Genomic DNA, 17,741 nt, shown 5'->3' on the forward strand with positions numbered 1-17,741 from the left:
ATGACTGAACGGCTGCCGCCGGCGATTTTCCTCATGGGTCCCACGGCCGCCGGCAAGACTGACCTGGCCCTGGAGCTGGCGCGGGTGCTGCCGTGTGAGTTGATCAGTGTCGATTCGGCATTGATCTACCGCGGCATGGACATTGGCACCGCCAAGCCGGACAAGGCCACCCTGGCCGAATTTCCCCATCGACTGATCGATATCCGAGACCCGGCCGAAAGCTACTCCGCCGCGGAATTTCGCGCGGACGCCCTGGCCGCCATGGCGGAAATCACCTCCCGGGGTCGAATTCCGCTGCTGGTGGGCGGCACCATGTTGTATTACAAGGCGTTGCTGGAGGGGTTGGCGGACATGCCCAGCGCCGACCCTGAAGTTCGCGCCGAACTGGAAGCCCGCGCCGCCCGTGAAGGCTGGGGCGCCCTGCATCGGGAGCTGGCGGCGGTCGATCCGGAGTCCGCCGCGCGCATCCATCCCAACGATCCCCAGCGGCTGGTCCGCGCGCTCGAGGTGTACAAGGTCAGCGGGCTCACCATGACCGCCCATCGACAGCGCCAGGCTGCGCAAAATACGGCCGGGAATACGCCAGGAACGGCGCATTTGCCTTATACTGTCGCGCACTTGGCCATTGCGCCGGCGCAACGCCAGGTATTGCACGAAAGAATTGCGCAACGTTTTCGCTTGATGCTGGAACAGGGCTTCATCGAAGAGGTCGAAGCGCTGCGACGCAGAAGTGACTTGCACGCGGGACTGCCGTCTATAAGGGCGGTTGGTTATCGCCAGGCCTGGGATTACCTGGATGGCGTGCTGACCCGGGACGGGCTGGAAGAGCGAGGCATCATCGCCACTCGCCAGCTCGCCAAGCGACAGTTCACCTGGTTGCGTAGTTGGTCCGATCTGTACTGGTTGGACAGCCTGGCTTGCGACAATCTGCCGCGTACCTTGAAATACCTGAGGTCGGTCTCCATATTGAGCTGAGGCCTCACCTGTTACCGTCTATCCTTGGGGGTAGGGCGGATACCAGTCATCTTTCTTGTCATTTGAAAACTAAAACGATTGATCCCTAAAGGAGAGCGGCACATGTCAAAAGGGCATTCGCTACAAGACCCTTACCTCAATACCCTGCGTAAGGAACGCGTACCGGTTTCCATCTATCTGGTAAACGGCATCAAGCTGCAGGGCCAGATCGAATCCTTCGACCAGTTCGTGATTCTGCTGAAGAACACTGTCAGCCAGATGGTCTACAAACACGCGATTTCCACTGTTGTGCCGAGTCGTCCGGTACGCCTGCCCAGCGCCTCCGAGCAGGAGCAGCCTGAGCCGGGTAACGCCTGATAGGAGACTGCTTTGTTTTTCGAACGCCCTGGTGGTGGTGAACGGGCCATCCTGGTTCATCTGGAAGGCCAAGATCCCGAGGCGCGCGAAGACCCGCAGGAATTCCTGGAGCTTGCACGTTCGGCCGGTGCGGATACGGTGGCATTCGTCTCCGTTTCCCGTCACCAGCCAACGGCCAAGTATCTGATCGGCAGCGGCAAGGTCGATGAATTGCATGACCTGGTGAAGGCCGAAAAGGCTGAGCTGGTCATCTTCAATCACACCCTCACGCCCAGCCAGGAGCGCAACCTCGAGCGCGCCTTCGAGTGCCGGGTGCTTGACCGTACCGGTCTGATTCTCGACATCTTCGCCCAGCGCGCTCGTACCCATGAGGGCAAGCTGCAAGTCGAACTGGCCCAGCTCAATCACATGAGCACGCGCCTGGTGCGCGGCTGGACCCACCTTGAGCGTCAGAAAGGTGGTATCGGCCTGCGGGGCCCGGGTGAGACCCAGCTGGAAACCGACCGTCGCTTGCTGCGAATCCGCATTCGCCAGATCAAGCAACGTCTCGAGAAGGTGCGCAGCCAGCGCGAGCAGGCCCGTCGTGGCCGCAAGCGTGCGGATATCCCCGCTGTTTCCCTGGTCGGCTATACCAACGCCGGCAAATCCACCTTGTTCAATGCCCTGACCACGTCGGAGGTCTACGCGGCTGATCAATTGTTCGCGACCCTCGATCCGACCCTGCGCCGGCTCGAGCTGGATGACCTGGGTCCGATCGTGCTGGCCGACACCGTAGGCTTCATTCGTCACCTGCCGCACAAGCTGGTGGAAGCCTTCCGGGCTACCCTTGAAGAATCTGCCAGCGCGGACCTGCTGCTGCATGTGATCGACGCCCATGAGCCGGAGCGCATGGCACAGATCGAGCAGGTGCTGGCGGTGTTGGGCGAGATCGGCGCTGAAGGCCTGCCTATGCTGGAGGTCTACAACAAGGTCGACCTGCTGGAAAGCGTCGAGCCGCATATCCAGCGCGATGGCGACGGCAAGCCTGAGCGCGTGTGGCTGTCTGCACGTGATGGCAGCGGCCTGGAGTTGCTGGAGCAGGCGATAGCCGAGTTGTTGGGCGAGGATCTGTTCGTGGGTACCTTGCGCCTGCCGCAGCGTTTCGGCCGGTTGCGGGCCCAGTTCTTCGCCCTTGGCGCGGTGCAGACCGAGGATCACAACGAGGCCGGTGAGATTCTCCTCGCCGTACGCCTGCCGCGTGTCGAGTTGAATCGATTGGTCAGTCGCGAAGGCTGGCAGCCGAGCGAGTTTCTAGAGCAACACACTTTGCAATAAAGCCCGTTCAGGTGATTTTGCGGCGGGCTGCGGGCTTGGGTAGCATGGGCGGGCGCGCCGTGGGCGCGTCTTTGCTTTATCAGTATGGAGAGCGCTATGGCTTGGAACGAGCCGGGTGGCAACTCGAATAACCAGGATCCCTGGGGTGGACGCCGTGGTGGCGACCGCAAAGGGCCACCGGACCTGGACGAAGCCTTCCGCAAGCTGCAGGACAGCCTGAACGGATTGTTCGGCAGCGGCAAGAAACGTGGCGGCGGCGATGATGGCGGCGGCAGATCGGGTGGCTTCGGCCTGCTCGGCATCGGCCTGGCCCTGCTTGCCGTGGTCTGGCTGTACAGCGCGGTCTATGTGGTGGACGAGCAGGAGCAGGCCGTGGTGCTGCGCTTCGGCAAGTACTACGAGACTGTCGGTCCCGGCCTGAACATCTATTTCCCGCCGATCGATCGCAAGTTCCAGGAGAACGTCACCCGCGAGCGAGCCTACAGCAAGCAGGGACAGATGCTCACCGAGGACGAGAACATCGTCGAAGTGCCGCTCACGGTCCAGTACAAGATCAGCAACCTTCAGGACTTCGTGCTGAACGTCGACCAACCTGAAGTAAGCCTGCAGCACGCCACCGAGAGCGCCCTGCGCCACGTGGTCGGCTCCACCGAGATGGACCAGGTCCTGACTGAGGGCCGCGAGCTGATGGCCAGCGAGATCAAGGAGCGTCTGCAGCGCTTCCTCGACACCTACCGCACCGGTATCACCGTCACCCAGGTCAACGTGCAGAGCGCGGCAGCCCCGCGTGAAGTGCAGGAAGCCTTCGACGACGTGATCCGTGCCCGTGAAGACGAACAGCGCGCGAAGAACCAGGCCGAAGCCTACGCCAACGCCGTGGTACCCGAAGCCCGTGGCCAGGCGCAGCGCATCATCGAGGACGCCAACGGCTACCGCGATGAAGTGATCGCCCGTGCCGAGGGTGAGGCCGATCGCTTCAGCAAGCTGCTGGTCGAGTATCACAAAGCGCCGGAAGTCACTCGCCAGCGTCTGTACCTCGAAACCATGCAGGAAGTGCTGGCCAACACCAGCAAGGTGCTGGTTTCCGGCAAGGACGGCCAGAGCAACCTGCTCTACCTGCCGCTGGACAAGATGATCGATAACCGTGGCACCAGTCAGGCGCCGGTAGCGCCGGCAGGATCGGCCGCCGCAAGCGGCAGTGACCTCGGGTCGCGCGTCGCCACTGACTTGCAGCAGCGCAATCTGCGTTCCAGGGAGAGTCGCTGATGAGCAATAAATCGCTGTTTGCCCTGATCGGCGGCGTGGTGGTGGCCCTGCTCCTGTGGAGCAGCCTGTACATCGTGTCGCAGACCGAGAAAGCAGTACTCCTGCAGTTCGGCCGGATCGTCGAGGCTGACGTCCAGCCCGGCCTGCACTTCAAGATTCCGTACGTCAACCAGGTGCGCAAGTTCGACGCGCGTCTGCTGACCCTGGATTCGCCGACCCAGCGCTTCCTGACCCTGGAGAAGAAAGCGGTGATGGTGGATGCCTACGCCAAGTGGCGCGTGGCTGATGCCGAGCGTTTCTATACCGCGACTTCCGGCATGAAGCAGATTGCCGACGAGCGTCTGTCCCGTCGTCTCGAAGCCGGCCTGCGCGACCAGTTCGGCAAGCGCACCCTGCACGAAGTGGTTTCCGGTGAGCGCGATGCGCTGATGGCGGACATCACCGCTTCCCTCAACCGCATGGCCAGCAAGGAGCTGGGCATCGAGGTCGTGGACGTGCGGGTGAAGGCCATCGACCTGCCCAAGGAAGTGAACCGCAGCGTGTTCGAGCGGATGAGCACCGAGCGTGAGCGCGAAGCCCGCGAGCACCGCGCCAAGGGTTCGGAGCTGGCTGAAGGCATTCGTGCCGACGCCGATCGTCAGCGCCGCGTACTGCTGGCCGAGGCCTATCGCGAAGCCGAGGAAACTCGCGGTGATGGCGATGCCAAGGCCGCTGCAATCTATGCCAAGGCGTACGGTCAGGATCAGGAGTTCTACTCCTTCCACCGCAGCCTCCAGGCCTATCGCGAAAGCTTTGCCAACAAGGGCGATGTGATGGTGCTGGATCCCAATAGCGAGTTTTTCCGCTATCTGGACAAGGCTGCACGCTGACGCAAGGCCCCCGGTGGACGCTCATCGTCCGCCGGGGTGACCGTCAGGGAAAACGTGTTATCATGGGTCAGCCGGGAAATCCCGGCTTTTTTGCGTCCGCGGGAATCATGTGGCAGGAACTCGGCATTGCCTTTTGTCTGATGCTGGTGCTGGAAGGCATCCTGCCCTTCCTCTATCCGCGCCGTTGGCGCGCCGCGGTGCTTGGGTTGGCGGAGTTCAAGGACCGCCATCTCCGCCTGATGGGCCTGTCCAGCATGTTGCTGGGGACTGGCCTCCTTTATCTGCTTCACTGATGGCTTGCCGCCCGGCTGAGAGGGGATTGGCGAAATGGCAACGGTAGATCGCTGGCTGCTGCCAGACGGTATCGAAGAAGTACTGCCGCCCGAGGCGGCACGCATCGAGGCAGCCCGCCGCCAGGTGCTGGACCTGTTCCAGCGTTGGGGCTACGACTTCGTGGTCACTCCGCATATCGAATATCTCGAGTCCCTGCTGACTGGTGCCGGCCAGGATCTCGACCTGCGCACCTTCAAGGTGACCGACCCGCAGTCGGGCCACCTGATGGGGTTCCGCGCCGACATCACCCCGCAAGTGGCGCGCATCGACGCCCATACCTTGCGCCGTGAAGGTCCGAACCGCCTGTGCTACGCGGGCAGCGTGCTGCACGCCAAGCCGCGGGCGCTGTCCACCTCGCGCAGCCCGATCCAGCTGGGCGCCGAGCTTTACGGCGATGCCAGTCCGGCGAGCGACGTCGAGGTCATCAGCCTGATGCTCGAGATGCTCGAACTGGCCGCCGTGCCGGACGTGCACATGGATCTCGGCCACGTCGGCATCTACCGTGGCCTGGCTCGGGCTGCCGGTCTTTCCGGTGAAACCGAGCGCAGCCTGTTCGATGCCCTGCAGCGCAAGGCAGTGGACGAAGTTGCTGAACTGACTGCAGACCTGCCGCACGAACTGGCGTCCATGCTCCGCGCTCTGGTCGAGCTCTGTGGTGGCCGCGAAGTGCTGGATCTTGCCCAAGGCGTGCTGATGGATGCGCCGGAAGATGTGCATCGCGCGCTGGACGAGCTGATCGCCATTGCCGACGCCCTGGAGCTGCGCTATCCCGAACTCCCGCTCTACTTCGACCTGGGCGAACTGCGTGGCTATCACTATCACACCGGGGTGGTCTTCGCCGCCTTCGTTCCGGGCGTTGGGCAGTCCATCGCCCAGGGCGGTCGCTATGACGACATCGGCGCCTATTTCGGTCGTGCTCGTCCGGCTACGGGCTTCTCCACCGACCTGAAGACCCTGGTGACCCTGGGCAGCATGGTGCTGGAGCAGCCGGTTCCCGGCATTTGGGCGCCGGATAGCCACGACCCGTACCTGTGGTACGAGGTCAAGCGCCTGCGTGCCGAAGGGCAGCGTGTGGTGCAGGCCCTGCCGGGGCAGGAAGTTGCAAGCGCGGCGGAAGCCGGTTGCGATCGCCAGCTGCTCTTGCGTGACGGGCGCTGGCAAGTGGCGGTGCTTTCCTAGTAAGTGGCTTCATGGCTGGTGCAAGACTGCCGGCCACTAACGAGTTTGTGTGTTTTCCGCCGGCGGCTGCCGGCATCGAGCTTCTGCGAAGAGGACAAGTGTTATGGGTAAGAATGTCGTAGTCCTGGGCACCCAGTGGGGTGATGAGGGTAAGGGCAAGATCGTCGATCTGCTGACCGACCAGGCTGCCGCCGTCGTGCGTTACCAGGGCGGCCACAACGCCGGTCACACCCTGGTGATCGATGGCGAGAAGACCGTGCTGCACCTGATCCCGTCCGGCATCCTGCGCGAGAATGTCGAGTGCCTGATCGGCAACGGCGTGGTAGTGGCGCCCGATGCGCTGATGCGCGAAATCACCAAGCTGGAAGAGAAGGGTGTACCGGTGCGCGAGCGCCTGCGCATCAGCCCGGCTTGCACCCTGATCCTGCCGTACCACGTAGCCCTGGACCAGGCGCGTGAAAAGGCCCGTGGCGACGCCAAGATCGGCACCACCGGCCGCGGCATCGGCCCTGCCTACGAAGACAAGGTCGCCCGTCGCGGCCTGCGCATCGGTGACCTGTTCCACCGCGAGCGCTTTGCCGCCAAGCTGGGCGAGCTGCTGGACTACCACAACTTCGTCCTGCAGCACTATTACAAGGAGCCGGCGGTCGACTTCCAGAAGACCCTCGACGAAGCCTTGGGCTACGCCGAACTGCTCAAGCCGATGATGACCGACGTCGCCGCCCGCCTGCACCAGCTGCGCAAGCAGGGCGCCTACATCATGTTCGAAGGCGCGCAAGGCTCGCTGCTGGACATCGACCACGGCACCTACCCGTACGTCACCAGCTCCAACACCACCGCTGGCGGCACCGCCACCGGCTCCGGTTTCGGCCCGCTGTACCTCGACTACATCCTCGGTATCACCAAGGCCTACACCACTCGCGTGGGTTCCGGCCCGTTCCCGACCGAGCTGTTCGATGACACCGGTGCCTTCCTGGCCAAGCGTGGCCACGAGTTCGGTTCGACCACCGGTCGCGCCCGTCGCTGCGGCTGGTTCGACGCCGTGATCCTGCGTCGCGCCATCGAGATCAACAGCATCTCCGGCCTGTGCCTGACCAAGCTGGACGTGCTCGATGGCCTGGAAACCATCCGCATCTGCACCGGCTACAAGGGTGCCAATGGCGAGCTGCTGGAAGATGCGCCGACCGATGCCGACAGCTACATCGGCCTGCAGCCGGTCTACGAGGAAATGCCGGGCTGGAGCGAATCCACCATCGGCGCCAAGAGCCTGGAAGAACTGCCGGCGAACGCCCGCGCCTACATCAAGCGCGTGGAAGAGCTGGTAGGTGCGCCCATCGATATCATCTCCACCGGTCCCGACCGTAACGAGACGATCATCCTGCGTCACCCCTACGCCTGAGTCTTCCGACTCCCCAGAAGGGCCGCCCAGTGCGGCCCTTCGTCGTTTCGGCGGCTGCAAATGTCGCGCTGCTGATCGGCACGCACTTTGCTGGCACTTTATAAATCCGGGTTATCGCCGTTATAGCGGTAACGGTCGTTAAGGAGCCTCAGTCGTGTCAGTCATCCTGTCTTTGTTGCAAAGCCGTTTGTTGCGTCCGGTATTCATTGCCCTTGGGGTTGCGTTGCTGGTGCAGGTGCTGGTGGCCGTTGCCCTGACGCGGAGCACCGTGAATTCCCTGGTGGATGAGCTGGGCGTTCGTCTGGGTGGTGATACCCAGCTTCTGGCGGGTGATCTCGAACAGGCCGGGCAGGAAGTGTCCGGCAGTCTCAGTGCGCTTTCCGGCAAGACCCGCGAGCGCCTGGGGGCGGCCCTCAGTGCGCGTCTCCAGCAGGAGCAGGGGCAGCTGCGCCAGACGCTCGAGCAGAGTCTCAAGGAGTCTGCCAACGACCTTGCCCAATTGCTCGCCGCCGTAGCGCCCCGGGCGATGTGGGACAACGATGTGCCCACGCTGTCCGAATTCGCCCGCCGCGCCCAGCGCAATCCCAATGTGCTTTTCGTCATCTATGACGATGCCAACGGGCAGCATCTGACCCGCTATCTCAATCGCGAGAACCCACTGATCAAGGCGTTGCTGGCCAAGGGGCAGGGCGAGCGCGCGCTGGACAAGGTGCTGAATGCGGCCGCCAGCGATCCATCCGTCTATCTGGTGGAGGCCTCCATCAGCCCCAATGGCGTGGAGATCGGCAAGGTGCGAATGGGGGTTTCCACCGCGGCCGTGGAAGAGGAGCTCAAGGCGCTGGACCAGCGCTTCTCCGCCCTGATCGCCAGTGGTGGCGAGCTGGTCGGCGAAAGCCTTGCCGGTGCCGCCAGTGAGAGCAGTGCTGCGCTGACCGCGCGCCTGCAATCGGCTCGCGAGACGGCCGCAAGCATGAGCGCTGGCACTCGCCAGGCTGTCGAGTCGGCGGCTGCCGAGTTGCGCTGGCGCATCGGCCTGGGATTGGTGCTGGTTGGGCTCGGCGTTCTGCTGGTGCTGGCTGTAGTGCTGGGGCGCCGGGTGGTGGTTCGCCTGCGCCTGCTGATCGAGGCGCTGAACGATCTGGTGGCCGGTGAGGGCGATCTGACGCGCAGGGTGCGGATCGACAGTCGTGACGAGGTCGGGGAAATGGCCACTGCGGTGAACCGCTTCGTCGACAAGCTGCAGCCCATCGTCCGCGAGGCGGGTGATGTGGCGCAACGCACCGGGCTGGAGATCGAGGCGCTGTCCGAGCGCAGTCAGTCTGCCGAATCGGCCGCCCATCGCCAGCGCAGTGAGGTGGAAGGCAGTCTCAGCGCACTGGCGGGCATGGTGGCCGAAGCCCAGTCCGAGAGCCAGGCCATGCAGGACGCCCTGCGCCAGGTGGGCGAGATCCGCCAGGCCGCCCAGGACAACGCGGCCATCGCACGCAAGGTGGGTGGCCTGATCGAGGATCTGGAAGCGCGGGTGCAGAACGGTTCCGAAGTGATCGAGCGGCTGGCGCGCCAGAGCGAGCAGATCGAGATGGTGCTGTCGGTGATCCATGGCATTGCCGAGCAGACCAACCTGCTGGCGCTGAACGCGGCCATCGAGGCGGCGAGGGCAGGGGAGAGCGGTCGCGGTTTCGCCGTGGTTGCCGACGAAGTGCGGGCGCTGGCCAGCAAGACCCAGCAGTCCACCGGCGATATCCAGGAGCATATCGCTGCGTTGCAGACCGGGGCGCGTGAAGCGGTTTCGGCTATTTCCCAGGCTCGCGAGCGGGCGGTAGAAGGTCTGGAAGCACTACGCGACAGTGAGCGCTTGCAGCAAAGCGTGCAGCAGGCGGTGGAGCAGGTGCATGGCGCGGTGCAGGCGGCGGCCCGCGCGGCGGAACACCAGGCGGCGGACGCCGATGGCGTGCGTGGCCGGGTGGATGTGATCCACGCCGAAGCCCGCCTGGCGGCTGAAGCTGTGGCGGCGACCGCCAGCAGCGGGCGCGTGCTGGCCGGCCTGGCCGATCAGCTCAAAGCCAGCCTGGGGCAGTTCAAGGCATAAAGGGGAATGCGGGAGAGGGGGCGGGCGCAGGCCTGGCCCCTGATCTGGCGATCGTTACGGAATGTCCGGAAGCCAGAAAGCACAAAGCCGAGCAGAGCTCGGCTTTGTTGAAGAGTGGTGCCCAGGAGAAGACTCGAACTTCCACGGTGTTGCCACCGCTAGGACCTGAACCTAGTGCGTCTACCAATTCCGCCACCTGGGCACATTGCGATGATCGCTCATCGACTTATACGGTATTCATCGTTGAACGACACGGAACCGTACGATCCGTTAAACGAGAAACCGAGCTTTGCTGCTCGATTTCAAAGAAGTGGTGCCCAGGAGAAGACTCGAACTTCCACGGTGTTGCCACCGCTAGGACCTGAACCTAGTGCGTCTACCAATTCCGCCACCTGGGCACTTCCGGATGCGGATGACTGCTCATCTGCTTCCTTCACAACGTCTCAGCGACGCTGTGGGCGCGAACTATACGAGCCGACTTTTGTGTTGTAAACCCCTGAACGCGAAAAAAATTATTCTTCTGACTAAGCTGACCGAGAATCGGAATTCGCGCTTCAATAAGAACCATGGCAAATCCCTCTATGGATAAAAAGGTGATCACCCCTTGATGGCCGATTGGCAGAACCTCGACCCCGAGGCCGCACGCGAGGCGGAAAAATACGAAAACCCCATCCCCAGCCGCGAGTTGATCCTGCAGCGCCTCGATGAGCGCGGCGCCCCGGCCAGCCGTGAACAGCTGGTGGAAGAATTCGGTCTGACCACCGATGAGCAACTGGAGGCACTGCGCCGCCGGCTCCGCGCCATGGAGCGCGATGGTCAGCTCATCTATACCCGCCGCGGTACCTACGCACCCGTGGACAAACTCGACCTCATCTGCGGACGCGTCAGCGGTCACCGCGACGGTTTCGGCTTCCTCATTCCCGACGACGGTTCCGAAGACCTCTTCCTCAGCCCTGCGCAGATGCGCCTGGTGTTCGATGGCGACCGCGCCCTGGCCCGCGTCGCTGGTGTCGACCGCCGTGGCCGCCGCGAGGGTGCCCTGGTGGAGATCATCGAACGGGCCCACGAAACCCTGGTCGGCCGCTTCTTCGAAGAAAGCGGCATTGCCCGGGTGGTGGCCGACAATCCGAAGATCCAGCAGGAAGTGCTGGTGCCCAGCGGCAAGCAGGGCGCTGCCAGGCATGGTCAGTTCGTCCAGGTGAAGATCGAGCAGTGGCCGAGCAACTTCCGCCTGGCCCAGGGCGAAGTGGTGGAAGTGCTGGGCGACTACATGGCGCCGGGCATGGAGATCGAAGTCGCCCTGCGCAGCTATGACATTCCCCACGAGTGGCCCGCCGCCGTGATCAAGGAGGCGGCCAGGCTCAAGGCCGAAGTGGCCGAGAAGGACAAGGAAAAGCGCATCGACCTGCGCGACCTGCCCCTGGTCACCATCGACGGCGAGGACGCCCGCGACTTCGACGACGCCGTGTACGCCGAGGCCCGCAAGGGTGGCGGCTGGCGCCTGATCGTCGCCATCGCCGACGTCTCCCACTATGTAAAGGTGGGGTCGGCGCTGGATGAGGAAGCGAGCAATCGCGGCAACTCGGTGTACTTTCCGGAGAAGGTCATCCCGATGCTGCCGGAGGCGCTGTCCAATGGGCTCTGTTCCCTGAACCCCTTGGTGGATCGCCTGGCGATGGTCTGCGACATGACCATCTCCCGCGCCGGCAAGCTGACCGGCTACGAGTTCTACGAGGCGGTCATCCATTCCCACGCGCGGCTCACCTACACCAAAGTCAGCCAGTTCCTGGAAACGCCGGAATCGGCCGAAGCCAGGCAGTTCGCCGAGCAGCTGCCACACCTGGTCAAACCCCTGCAGCAGCTCTACAAGCTCTACAAGGTGCTGCTGGCGCAACGCCAGGTGCGTGGGGCCATCGACTTCGAGACCCAGGAAACCCGCATTGTCTTCAGCGCCGATCGCAAGATCTCCGAGATCCTGCCGACCCAGCGCAACGATGCCCACAAGCTGATCGAGGAATGCATGCTGTGCGCCAACGTGGCCACCGCGCGCTTCCTGCAGCAGCACGAAATCCCGGCGCTCTACCGTATTCACGAAGGTCCGCCGAGCGAGCGCCTGGACAAGCTGCGGCAATTCCTCGCCGAACTGGGGTTGTCGCTCAATCGAGGCAAGAACGAGCCGACGCCGAGCGACTACCAGGCCCTGCTGGAGAAGATTCGCGAGCGCCCGGACTTCCACCTGATCCAGACAGTCATGCTGCGCTCCCTCAGCCAGGCGGTATACAGCCCGGACAATGAGGGGCACTTCGGCCTCAACTACGACGCCTACACCCACTTCACCTCGCCGATCCGGCGTTATCCGGACCTGCTGGTGCATCGAGCCATCCGCAGCCTGATCCGCTCCAAACGCGAGAGTGCCCATGTGCGGCGCGCCGGTGCGGCGAGCATGCCCAAGGCGCGCATCTATCCCTACGACGAGGCGCGCCTGTTCCAGCTCGGCGAGCAGTGCTCGATGACCGAGCGGCGCGCCGACGAGGCGACCCGCGACGTCACCAACTGGCTGAAGTGCGAGTACATGCGCGACCGCGTGGGCGAAACTTTCCCCGGTGTGATCTCGGCCGTGACCGGCTTCGGCATCTTCGTCGAACTGATCGACATCTATGTCGAAGGCCTGGTGCACGTGACGGCGCTGCCGGGTGACTACTACCACTTCGATCCGATCCACCATCGCCTGTCCGGCGAGCGCAGCGGCCTCAGCTTCCGCCTGGGCGACGAGGTGGAAGTAGTGGTGGCGCGGGTCGATCTGGACGAACGCAAGATCGATTTCGAACTTTCCGAGAACGTCCTTACCGCACCGGTAGGCCGCAAGAATCGCGGCGCCGACAAACCTCTTCCCGGCAAAGGCAAGACCAAGGCTGCCGGGCCCAAGGCCGGCAAGGGTCGCAGTCGGGGGGCCAAGGGGGCGGCCCGCCACGCCCAGCAGGGTACGTCCACCCTCCAGCAGGAGCCGAAGGCGGCCGTGGCGCCGCGTCGGCAGCGCGCCGGCAAGGTCCAGGCGTTGCCTGCCGTGCCACCGGAAATGCTCGCCCAGGCCGAGGAGATGCTCGGCAATACCGATGTGAACAAGAGCCGTGCGGTGAAACAGGCCCTGCTCAACGAAGCGCGTCAGGGCGCCAAGTCCAGCAAGGGCAAGCGTCCGGCACAGAACGCCCTGGACAAGCCCGCTAGGGACTCCGCCGCCGGGGCCACCGCCAAGCCGCCGAAGAAGAAAGCCAAGGCGGCGAAGGCCAAGGTCGCCAGCAAACCCACGAAACACCGTAAAGGGCCGCCGAAACCCAAGGCGCCCGGTAGCAAGGTCAAGAAATGAGTCAGTTGGAAAAGGTCTACGGCGTACATGCCGTGGAGGCGCTCCTGCGTCATCACCCCAAACGTGTCAAGCAACTCTGGCTGGCGGAAGGCCGGCATGATCCGCGGGTCCAGGTCCTCCTCGACCTGGCCGGGCAGCACCGCATCGAGGTGGGCCAAAAGGATCGCCACGAGCTGGACGAATGGGCCGAAGGCGTCCATCAGGGCGTGGTGGCCGAGGTCAGCCCCAGCCAGGTCTGGGGCGAGAACATGCTCGACGAACTGCTTGAGCGCACCCCCGGTGCGCCCTTGCTGCTCGCGCTGGACGGCGTCACCGATCCGCACAATCTGGGCGCCTGCCTGCGCACCGCCGACGCCGCTGGCGTACTGGCGGTGATCGTGCCCAAGGACAAGTCCGCCACCCTCAACGCCACCGTGCGCAAGGTGGCTTGCGGCGCGGCGGAGGTCATGCCGCTGGTGGCGGTGACCAACCTCTCGCGCACCCTCGAAAAACTGCAGAAGAAGGGCCTCTGGGTGGTCGGAACCGCCGGCGAGGCGGAGCAGGAGGTCTACGAGCAGGACATGACCGGGCCGACCGTGCTGGTCATGGGGGCGGAAGGCAAGGGCATGCGCCGCCTGACCCGCGAACATTGCGATTACCTGGTCAAGCTGCCCATGGCCGGCAGCGTGAGCAGCCTGAACGTCTCCGTGGCCACCGGCGTCTGCCTGTTCGAGGCGGTTCGCCAGCGCCGCAGCCGTCCCCAGTGACGGCCTGCCCCGGATGGCTTCGCTGCCGTTCGGGGCTGTTCAAAGTTTCGCCAATTTACCTTGCGCGGCATTCAGCCCTTCTCTAGAATGTCGCCCCTTGCCGTGGGGGCAGGCTCGCGCACGTCCCCGGCCCGGCAAGCCAAAACGAGATATTCACTCCTTGCCTGACCACGATGTTGGCAGGCTACAACCCGTAAGGAGCATTTATGCGTCATTACGAAATCATCTTCCTGGTTCACCCGGACCAGAGCGAGCAGGTTGGCGGCATGGTTGAGCGCTACACCAAGCTCATCGAAGAAGACGGTGGCAAGGTTCACCGCCTGGAAGACTGGGGCCGTCGTCAGCTGGCCTACGCCATCAACAATGTTCACAAAGCTCACTATGTGATGATGAACGTTGAGTGCAGCGGCAAGGCCCTGGCCGAGCTGGAAGACAACTTCCGCTACAACGACGCCGTTATCCGTAACCTGGTCATCCGTCGCGACGAAGCCATCACCGGCCAGTCCGAGATGCTCAAGGCCGAGGAAAACCGCAACGAGCGCCGCGAGCGCCGTGAGCGCGTTGAGACTGACGCTGCCGCCGAAGGCGAAGACAGCGACAACGCTGACGAGTAATCCACGGATCTATTGAGGAGCCAAGTTCATGGCACGTTTCTTCCGTCGTCGTAAGTTCTGCCGTTTCACCGCTGAAGGCGTGAAAGAGATCGACTTCAAGGATCTCAACACCCTGAAGGCCTACATCTCCGAAACTGGCAAGATCGTTCCGAGCCGTATCACCGGCACCAAAGCCAAGTATCAGCGTCAGCTGGCCACCGCTATCAAGCGCGCCCGCTACCTGGCCCTGCTGCCCTACACCGACAGCCACGGCCGTTGATCTCGGTCGGTCGACCTAGGTAAGGGATAGATCGCAATGCGCGCTCTGGCTGAGTTCATCATGCGCGGTCGTATGCAGGCCACCCTCGTGGTAGTCGGTGCAGCGGCCCTGCCCCTGATGTTCTGGCTGAGCGCAGCCGCGGGCAGCCTGGTGCTGCTGCGGCGTGGTGTGAACGATGCTCTCGGCATCATTGCCTGGGCACTGCTGCCGGCTCTTGGCTGGTGGTACTTCGGCGAGCCGCGCACCTTGATGGTGCTGCTCGGCGCGCTGGGGTTGGCCCTGGTACTGCGTTCCAGCGTGTCCTGGACGCGGGTGCTGATGATCAGCGTGGCGCTTGGTCTGTTGTACGGCCTGGTGCTGGGCGCGGTGTTCCGCGAGCCCATAGCCGCCATGGCGGTCGAGCTGCAGAAGCTCATGCCGCAGGTGATGGGTAACGTCTATTCGCAATTGGCGGATGACGAGCGAGCGCGTCTGGGAGCCATGGTCGCGCCGGTCCTGACCGGCCTGATCGCGTCGCTGCTGCAACTGGTCAGCGTGCTGAGCCTGATGCTCGGCCGCTACTGGCAGGCAGCCCTGTACAACCCAGGTGGTTTCGGCAACGAGTTTCGTGCGCTGAGGCTGCCGCCGGCACTGGCCTTCGGCCTGCTGGCCGCCATGCTGCTGGGTCCTAACCTGGGCCTGGAGCTGGCGATGCTGACGCCGATCTGCAGCGTGCCGCTGGCATTCGCCGGCCTGGCCCTGGTGCACGGTCTGGCGAAGCAGGGTGGGCTGGCCGGTTTCTGGCTGGTGGGTTTGTACGTGTCGCTGCTGCTGTTCATGCAACTGATCTATCCGTTGCTGGTGGTTCTGGCCATCGTCGACAGTCTGATTGATTTTCGCGGACGCAAGGCGCGCAAGAACGGCGCCGGCCCTGCGAACGGTGAAGGTTAAAAGTTAAGAGGTAAGACTCAAATGGAAGTCATCCTGCTCGAAAAAATCGCCAACCTGGGCAACCTGGGCGACAAGGTGAATGTAAAGTCCGGCTACGGTCGTAACTACCTGCTGCCGCAAGGCAAGGCCACCGCTGCTACCGCCGAGAACGTTGCTGCGTTCGAAGCCCGCCGCGCTGAGCTGGAAAAGCAGGCTGCCGACAAGAAAGCCGCCGCCGAAGCCCGCGCTGCCCAGCTGTCCGAACTGGAAGTGACCATCACTGCCAGCGCCGGCGACGAAGGCAAGCTGTTCGGTTCCATCGGCACTCACGACATCGCTGACGCCCTGACCGCCGCTGGCGTTCCGGTTGCCAAGGCTGAAGTCCGCCTGCCCAACGGCACCATCCGTCAAGTTGGCGAGTACGACGTTGCGCTGCACCTGCACACCGACGTCGAAGCTGCGGTCAAGCTGATCGTGGTAGCCGGCTAAGCAAGCCGTCGAAGTGAGCTTGCACTCAGGTGCCGGCTCGCTAACATCGGGCACGTCATTGCACATGCGATGACGTGCCCGATGTCTTTCCAGCCCAAGAATTTTCCGAGCCTATGAACGAGATCACCGTCCCGGAACAGTTCGACCTGCAGACCGCCGCCCTCAAGGTACCGCCTCACTCCATCGAGGCCGAGCAAGCCGTCCTCGGGGGCCTGATGCTGGACAACAATGCCTGGGAGCGCGTGCTTGACCAGGTATCCGACGGCGACTTCTATCGACACGACCATCGGCTGATCTTCCGCGCCATCTACAAACTGGCCGAGCGCAACTCGCCGTTCGACGTGGTGACCCTGTCCGAGCAACTGGACAAGGAAGGGCAGCTGTCCCAGGTGGGCGGCCTGGCCTACCTCGGCGAACTGGCGAAGAACACGCCGTCGGTGGCCAACATCAAGGCCTACGCGCAGATCATTCGCGAGCGCGCCACCCTGCGCCAGCTGATCGGCATCAGCAACGAGATCGCCGACAGCGCCTACTCGCCCCAGGGCCGGACCGGCGAAGAGATCCTCGACGAAGCCGAGCGCCTGATCTTCCAGATCGCCGAAGCACGACCGAAGACCGGTGGCCCGGTGGGCATCAACGACATCCTGGTCAAGGCCATCGACCGCATCGACGAGCTGTTCAACAACGGCGATGCCATCACCGGCCTGTCCACCGGCTTCAACGACCTGGACACCCAGACCAGCGGCCTGCAACCGGCCGACCTGATCATCGTCGCCGGCCGCCCGTCCATGGGTAAGACCACCTTCGCGATGAACCTGGTCGAAAATGCCCTGATGCGCAGCGACAAGGCGATCCTGGTGTATTCCCTGGAGATGCCCTCCGAATCCATCGTGATTCGTATGCTCGCGTCCCTCGGCCGCATCGACCAGACCAAGGTCCGTGCCGGTCGCCTGGACGACGACGACTGGCCGCGACTGACCTCCGCGGTCAACCTGCTCAATGACCGCAAGCTGTTCATCGACGACACCGCCGGCATCTCCCCGTCCGAGATGCGCGCCCGTACCCGCCGCCTGGCGCGCGAGCACGGCGAGATCGGCCTGATCATGGTCGACTACCTGCAGCTCATGCAGATTCCGGGCTCCAGCGGCGACAGCCGGGTGAACGAGATCTCCGAGATCTCCCGCTCGCTCAAGGCCCTGGCCAAGGAATTCAACTGCCCGGTGATCGCCCTGTCCCAGCTCAACCGCTCGCTGGAACAGCGTCCCAACAAGCGTCCGGTGAACTCGGACCTTCGCGAATCCGGAGCGATCGAGCAGGACGCCGACATCATCATGTTCGTGTACCGCGACGAGGTGTATCACCCCGAGACCGAGTACAAGGGCGTTGCCGAAATCATCATTGGCAAGCAGCGTAACGGCCCCATCGGCACCGTGCGCCTGGCCTTCCTCGGCAAGTATTCGCGCTTCGAAAACCTGGCACCGGGCGCTTACAACTTCGAAGACGAGTAACGGGTATCCGGCGCACCGAGCAGCGCTGGATCAATGAACACGGGCGACCAGGCGGTATGATGGGCGCCCGT

The 17,741-nt window shown here is 63.6% G+C and carries 16 protein-coding genes and 2 tRNA genes; 16 read left to right on the forward strand and 2 right to left on the reverse strand.

Annotated elements, in window-relative coordinates; translation table 11 throughout:
- The 9 genes from miaA to ACFW0B_RS06165 all read left to right on the forward strand — a co-directional run bounded on the left by miaA (window position 1) and on the right by ACFW0B_RS06165 (window position 9,781).
- A complete protein-coding gene (gene miaA / locus ACFW0B_RS06125) occupies window positions 1–975 on the forward strand; it encodes a tRNA (adenosine(37)-N6)-dimethylallyltransferase MiaA (RefSeq protein WP_449147056.1) in 975 nt (324 codons plus the stop codon).
- 102 nt (window positions 976–1,077) lie between these two features.
- Complete coding sequence (gene hfq, locus ACFW0B_RS06130) at window positions 1,078–1,332, forward strand: RNA chaperone Hfq (RefSeq protein WP_003453015.1); 255 nt, start codon at window positions 1,078–1,080, stop codon at window positions 1,330–1,332.
- A gap of 12 nt (window positions 1,333–1,344) precedes the next feature.
- The gene (hflX, locus tag ACFW0B_RS06135; protein WP_449147057.1) at window positions 1,345–2,646 is read left to right on the forward strand and encodes a ribosome rescue GTPase HflX; all 1,302 of its coding nucleotides are present in this window, start codon (window positions 1,345–1,347) and stop codon (window positions 2,644–2,646) included.
- Between the two features lie 96 nt (window positions 2,647–2,742).
- Window positions 2,743–3,912: an FtsH protease activity modulator HflK gene (gene hflK / locus ACFW0B_RS06140; protein WP_449147058.1), complete on the forward strand. Its 1,170-nt coding sequence runs from the start codon at window positions 2,743–2,745 to the stop codon at window positions 3,910–3,912.
- Window positions 3,912–4,781 (forward strand): protease modulator HflC, encoded by an 870-nt coding sequence (gene hflC / locus ACFW0B_RS06145; RefSeq protein WP_449147059.1) that lies wholly within the window; start codon window positions 3,912–3,914, stop codon window positions 4,779–4,781. The genes hflK and hflC overlap by 1 nt, the downstream gene beginning before the upstream one ends.
- Window positions 4,782–4,888: 107 nt before the next feature.
- Entirely contained in the window at window positions 4,889–5,074 is a 186-nt protein-coding gene (locus tag ACFW0B_RS06150) for a DUF2065 domain-containing protein (RefSeq protein ID WP_003453007.1), read from the forward strand.
- A gap of 34 nt (window positions 5,075–5,108) precedes the next feature.
- A complete protein-coding gene (locus ACFW0B_RS06155) occupies window positions 5,109–6,293 on the forward strand; it encodes an ATP phosphoribosyltransferase regulatory subunit (RefSeq protein WP_449147060.1) in 1,185 nt (394 codons plus the stop codon).
- Between the two features lie 103 nt (window positions 6,294–6,396).
- A complete protein-coding gene (locus ACFW0B_RS06160) occupies window positions 6,397–7,692 on the forward strand; it encodes an adenylosuccinate synthase (protein ID WP_449147061.1) in 1,296 nt (431 codons plus the stop codon).
- Window positions 7,693–7,846: 154 nt separating this feature from the next.
- Complete coding sequence (locus ACFW0B_RS06165; protein ID WP_449147062.1) at window positions 7,847–9,781, forward strand: methyl-accepting chemotaxis protein; 1,935 nt, start codon at window positions 7,847–7,849, stop codon at window positions 9,779–9,781.
- A 115-nt stretch (window positions 9,782–9,896) separates the two neighbouring features.
- On the opposite strand, the gene ACFW0B_RS06170 is transcribed toward ACFW0B_RS06165, so the two are convergent.
- Both ACFW0B_RS06170 and ACFW0B_RS06175 read right to left on the reverse strand, forming a co-directional pair.
- Window positions 9,897–9,983 (reverse strand) — tRNA-Leu (locus tag ACFW0B_RS06170).
- 109 nt (window positions 9,984–10,092) lie between these two features.
- Window positions 10,093–10,179: transfer RNA gene (locus ACFW0B_RS06175), tRNA-Leu, on the reverse strand.
- Between the two features lie 209 nt (window positions 10,180–10,388).
- On the opposite strand from ACFW0B_RS06175, the gene rnr reads away from it, so the two are divergent.
- The 7 genes from rnr (at window position 10,389) to dnaB (ending at window position 17,670) form a co-directional block, all read left to right on the forward strand.
- Window positions 10,389–13,145 carry a ribonuclease R gene (rnr, locus tag ACFW0B_RS06180; RefSeq protein ID WP_449147063.1) on the forward strand — a complete coding sequence of 919 codons (2,757 nt, stop codon included), beginning with the start codon at window positions 10,389–10,391 and terminating at the stop codon, window positions 13,143–13,145.
- Window positions 13,142–13,891, forward strand: coding sequence for a 23S rRNA (guanosine(2251)-2'-O)-methyltransferase RlmB (gene rlmB, locus ACFW0B_RS06185; RefSeq protein ID WP_449147064.1), 750 nt, complete (start codon window positions 13,142–13,144; stop codon window positions 13,889–13,891). Before rnr ends, rlmB begins: the two co-directional genes overlap by 4 nt.
- A 206-nt stretch (window positions 13,892–14,097) precedes the next feature.
- Complete coding sequence (gene rpsF, locus ACFW0B_RS06190) at window positions 14,098–14,505, forward strand: 30S ribosomal protein S6 (protein WP_449147065.1); 408 nt, start codon at window positions 14,098–14,100, stop codon at window positions 14,503–14,505.
- A gap of 28 nt (window positions 14,506–14,533) precedes the next feature.
- A complete protein-coding gene (gene rpsR / locus ACFW0B_RS06195; protein ID WP_003452992.1) occupies window positions 14,534–14,764 on the forward strand; it encodes a 30S ribosomal protein S18 in 231 nt (76 codons plus the stop codon).
- Between the two features lie 36 nt (window positions 14,765–14,800).
- Window positions 14,801–15,694, forward strand: coding sequence for a YybS family protein (locus ACFW0B_RS06200; protein ID WP_449147066.1), 894 nt, complete (start codon window positions 14,801–14,803; stop codon window positions 15,692–15,694).
- Window positions 15,695–15,715: 21 nt separating this feature from the next.
- Window positions 15,716–16,162, forward strand: coding sequence for a 50S ribosomal protein L9 (gene rplI / locus ACFW0B_RS06205; protein ID WP_449147067.1), 447 nt, complete (start codon window positions 15,716–15,718; stop codon window positions 16,160–16,162).
- Between the two features lie 113 nt (window positions 16,163–16,275).
- Window positions 16,276–17,670 carry a replicative DNA helicase gene (gene dnaB, locus ACFW0B_RS06210; protein ID WP_449147068.1) on the forward strand — a complete coding sequence of 465 codons (1,395 nt, stop codon included), beginning with the start codon at window positions 16,276–16,278 and terminating at the stop codon, window positions 17,668–17,670.
- Window positions 17,671–17,741: the final 71 nt, after the last annotated feature.

The sequence above is a fragment of the Metapseudomonas phytobenefica genome (assembly GCF_043392685.1).
GTDB lineage: Bacteria > Pseudomonadota > Gammaproteobacteria > Pseudomonadales > Pseudomonadaceae > Metapseudomonas.

Coding starts and splice junctions, on each gene's coding strand:
- miaA (WP_449147056.1), top strand. CDS start 1: ATGACTGAACGGCTGCCGCCGGCGATTTTCCTCATGGGTCCCACGGCC.
- hfq (WP_003453015.1), top strand. CDS start 1,078: ATGTCAAAAGGGCATTCGCTACAAGACCCTTACCTCAATACCCTGCGT.
- hflK (WP_449147058.1), top strand. CDS start 2,743: ATGGCTTGGAACGAGCCGGGTGGCAACTCGAATAACCAGGATCCCTGG.
- hflC (WP_449147059.1), top strand. CDS start 3,912: ATGAGCAATAAATCGCTGTTTGCCCTGATCGGCGGCGTGGTGGTGGCC.
- ACFW0B_RS06150 (WP_003453007.1), top strand. CDS start 4,889: ATGTGGCAGGAACTCGGCATTGCCTTTTGTCTGATGCTGGTGCTGGAA.
- ACFW0B_RS06155 (WP_449147060.1), top strand. CDS start 5,109: ATGGCAACGGTAGATCGCTGGCTGCTGCCAGACGGTATCGAAGAAGTA.
- ACFW0B_RS06160 (WP_449147061.1), top strand. CDS start 6,397: ATGGGTAAGAATGTCGTAGTCCTGGGCACCCAGTGGGGTGATGAGGGT.
- rnr (WP_449147063.1), top strand. CDS start 10,389: ATGGCCGATTGGCAGAACCTCGACCCCGAGGCCGCACGCGAGGCGGAA.
- rlmB (WP_449147064.1), top strand. CDS start 13,142: ATGAGTCAGTTGGAAAAGGTCTACGGCGTACATGCCGTGGAGGCGCTC.
- rpsF (WP_449147065.1), top strand. CDS start 14,098: ATGCGTCATTACGAAATCATCTTCCTGGTTCACCCGGACCAGAGCGAG.
- rpsR (WP_003452992.1), top strand. CDS start 14,534: ATGGCACGTTTCTTCCGTCGTCGTAAGTTCTGCCGTTTCACCGCTGAA.
- ACFW0B_RS06200 (WP_449147066.1), top strand. CDS start 14,801: ATGCGCGCTCTGGCTGAGTTCATCATGCGCGGTCGTATGCAGGCCACC.
- rplI (WP_449147067.1), top strand. CDS start 15,716: ATGGAAGTCATCCTGCTCGAAAAAATCGCCAACCTGGGCAACCTGGGC.
- dnaB (WP_449147068.1), top strand. CDS start 16,276: ATGAACGAGATCACCGTCCCGGAACAGTTCGACCTGCAGACCGCCGCC.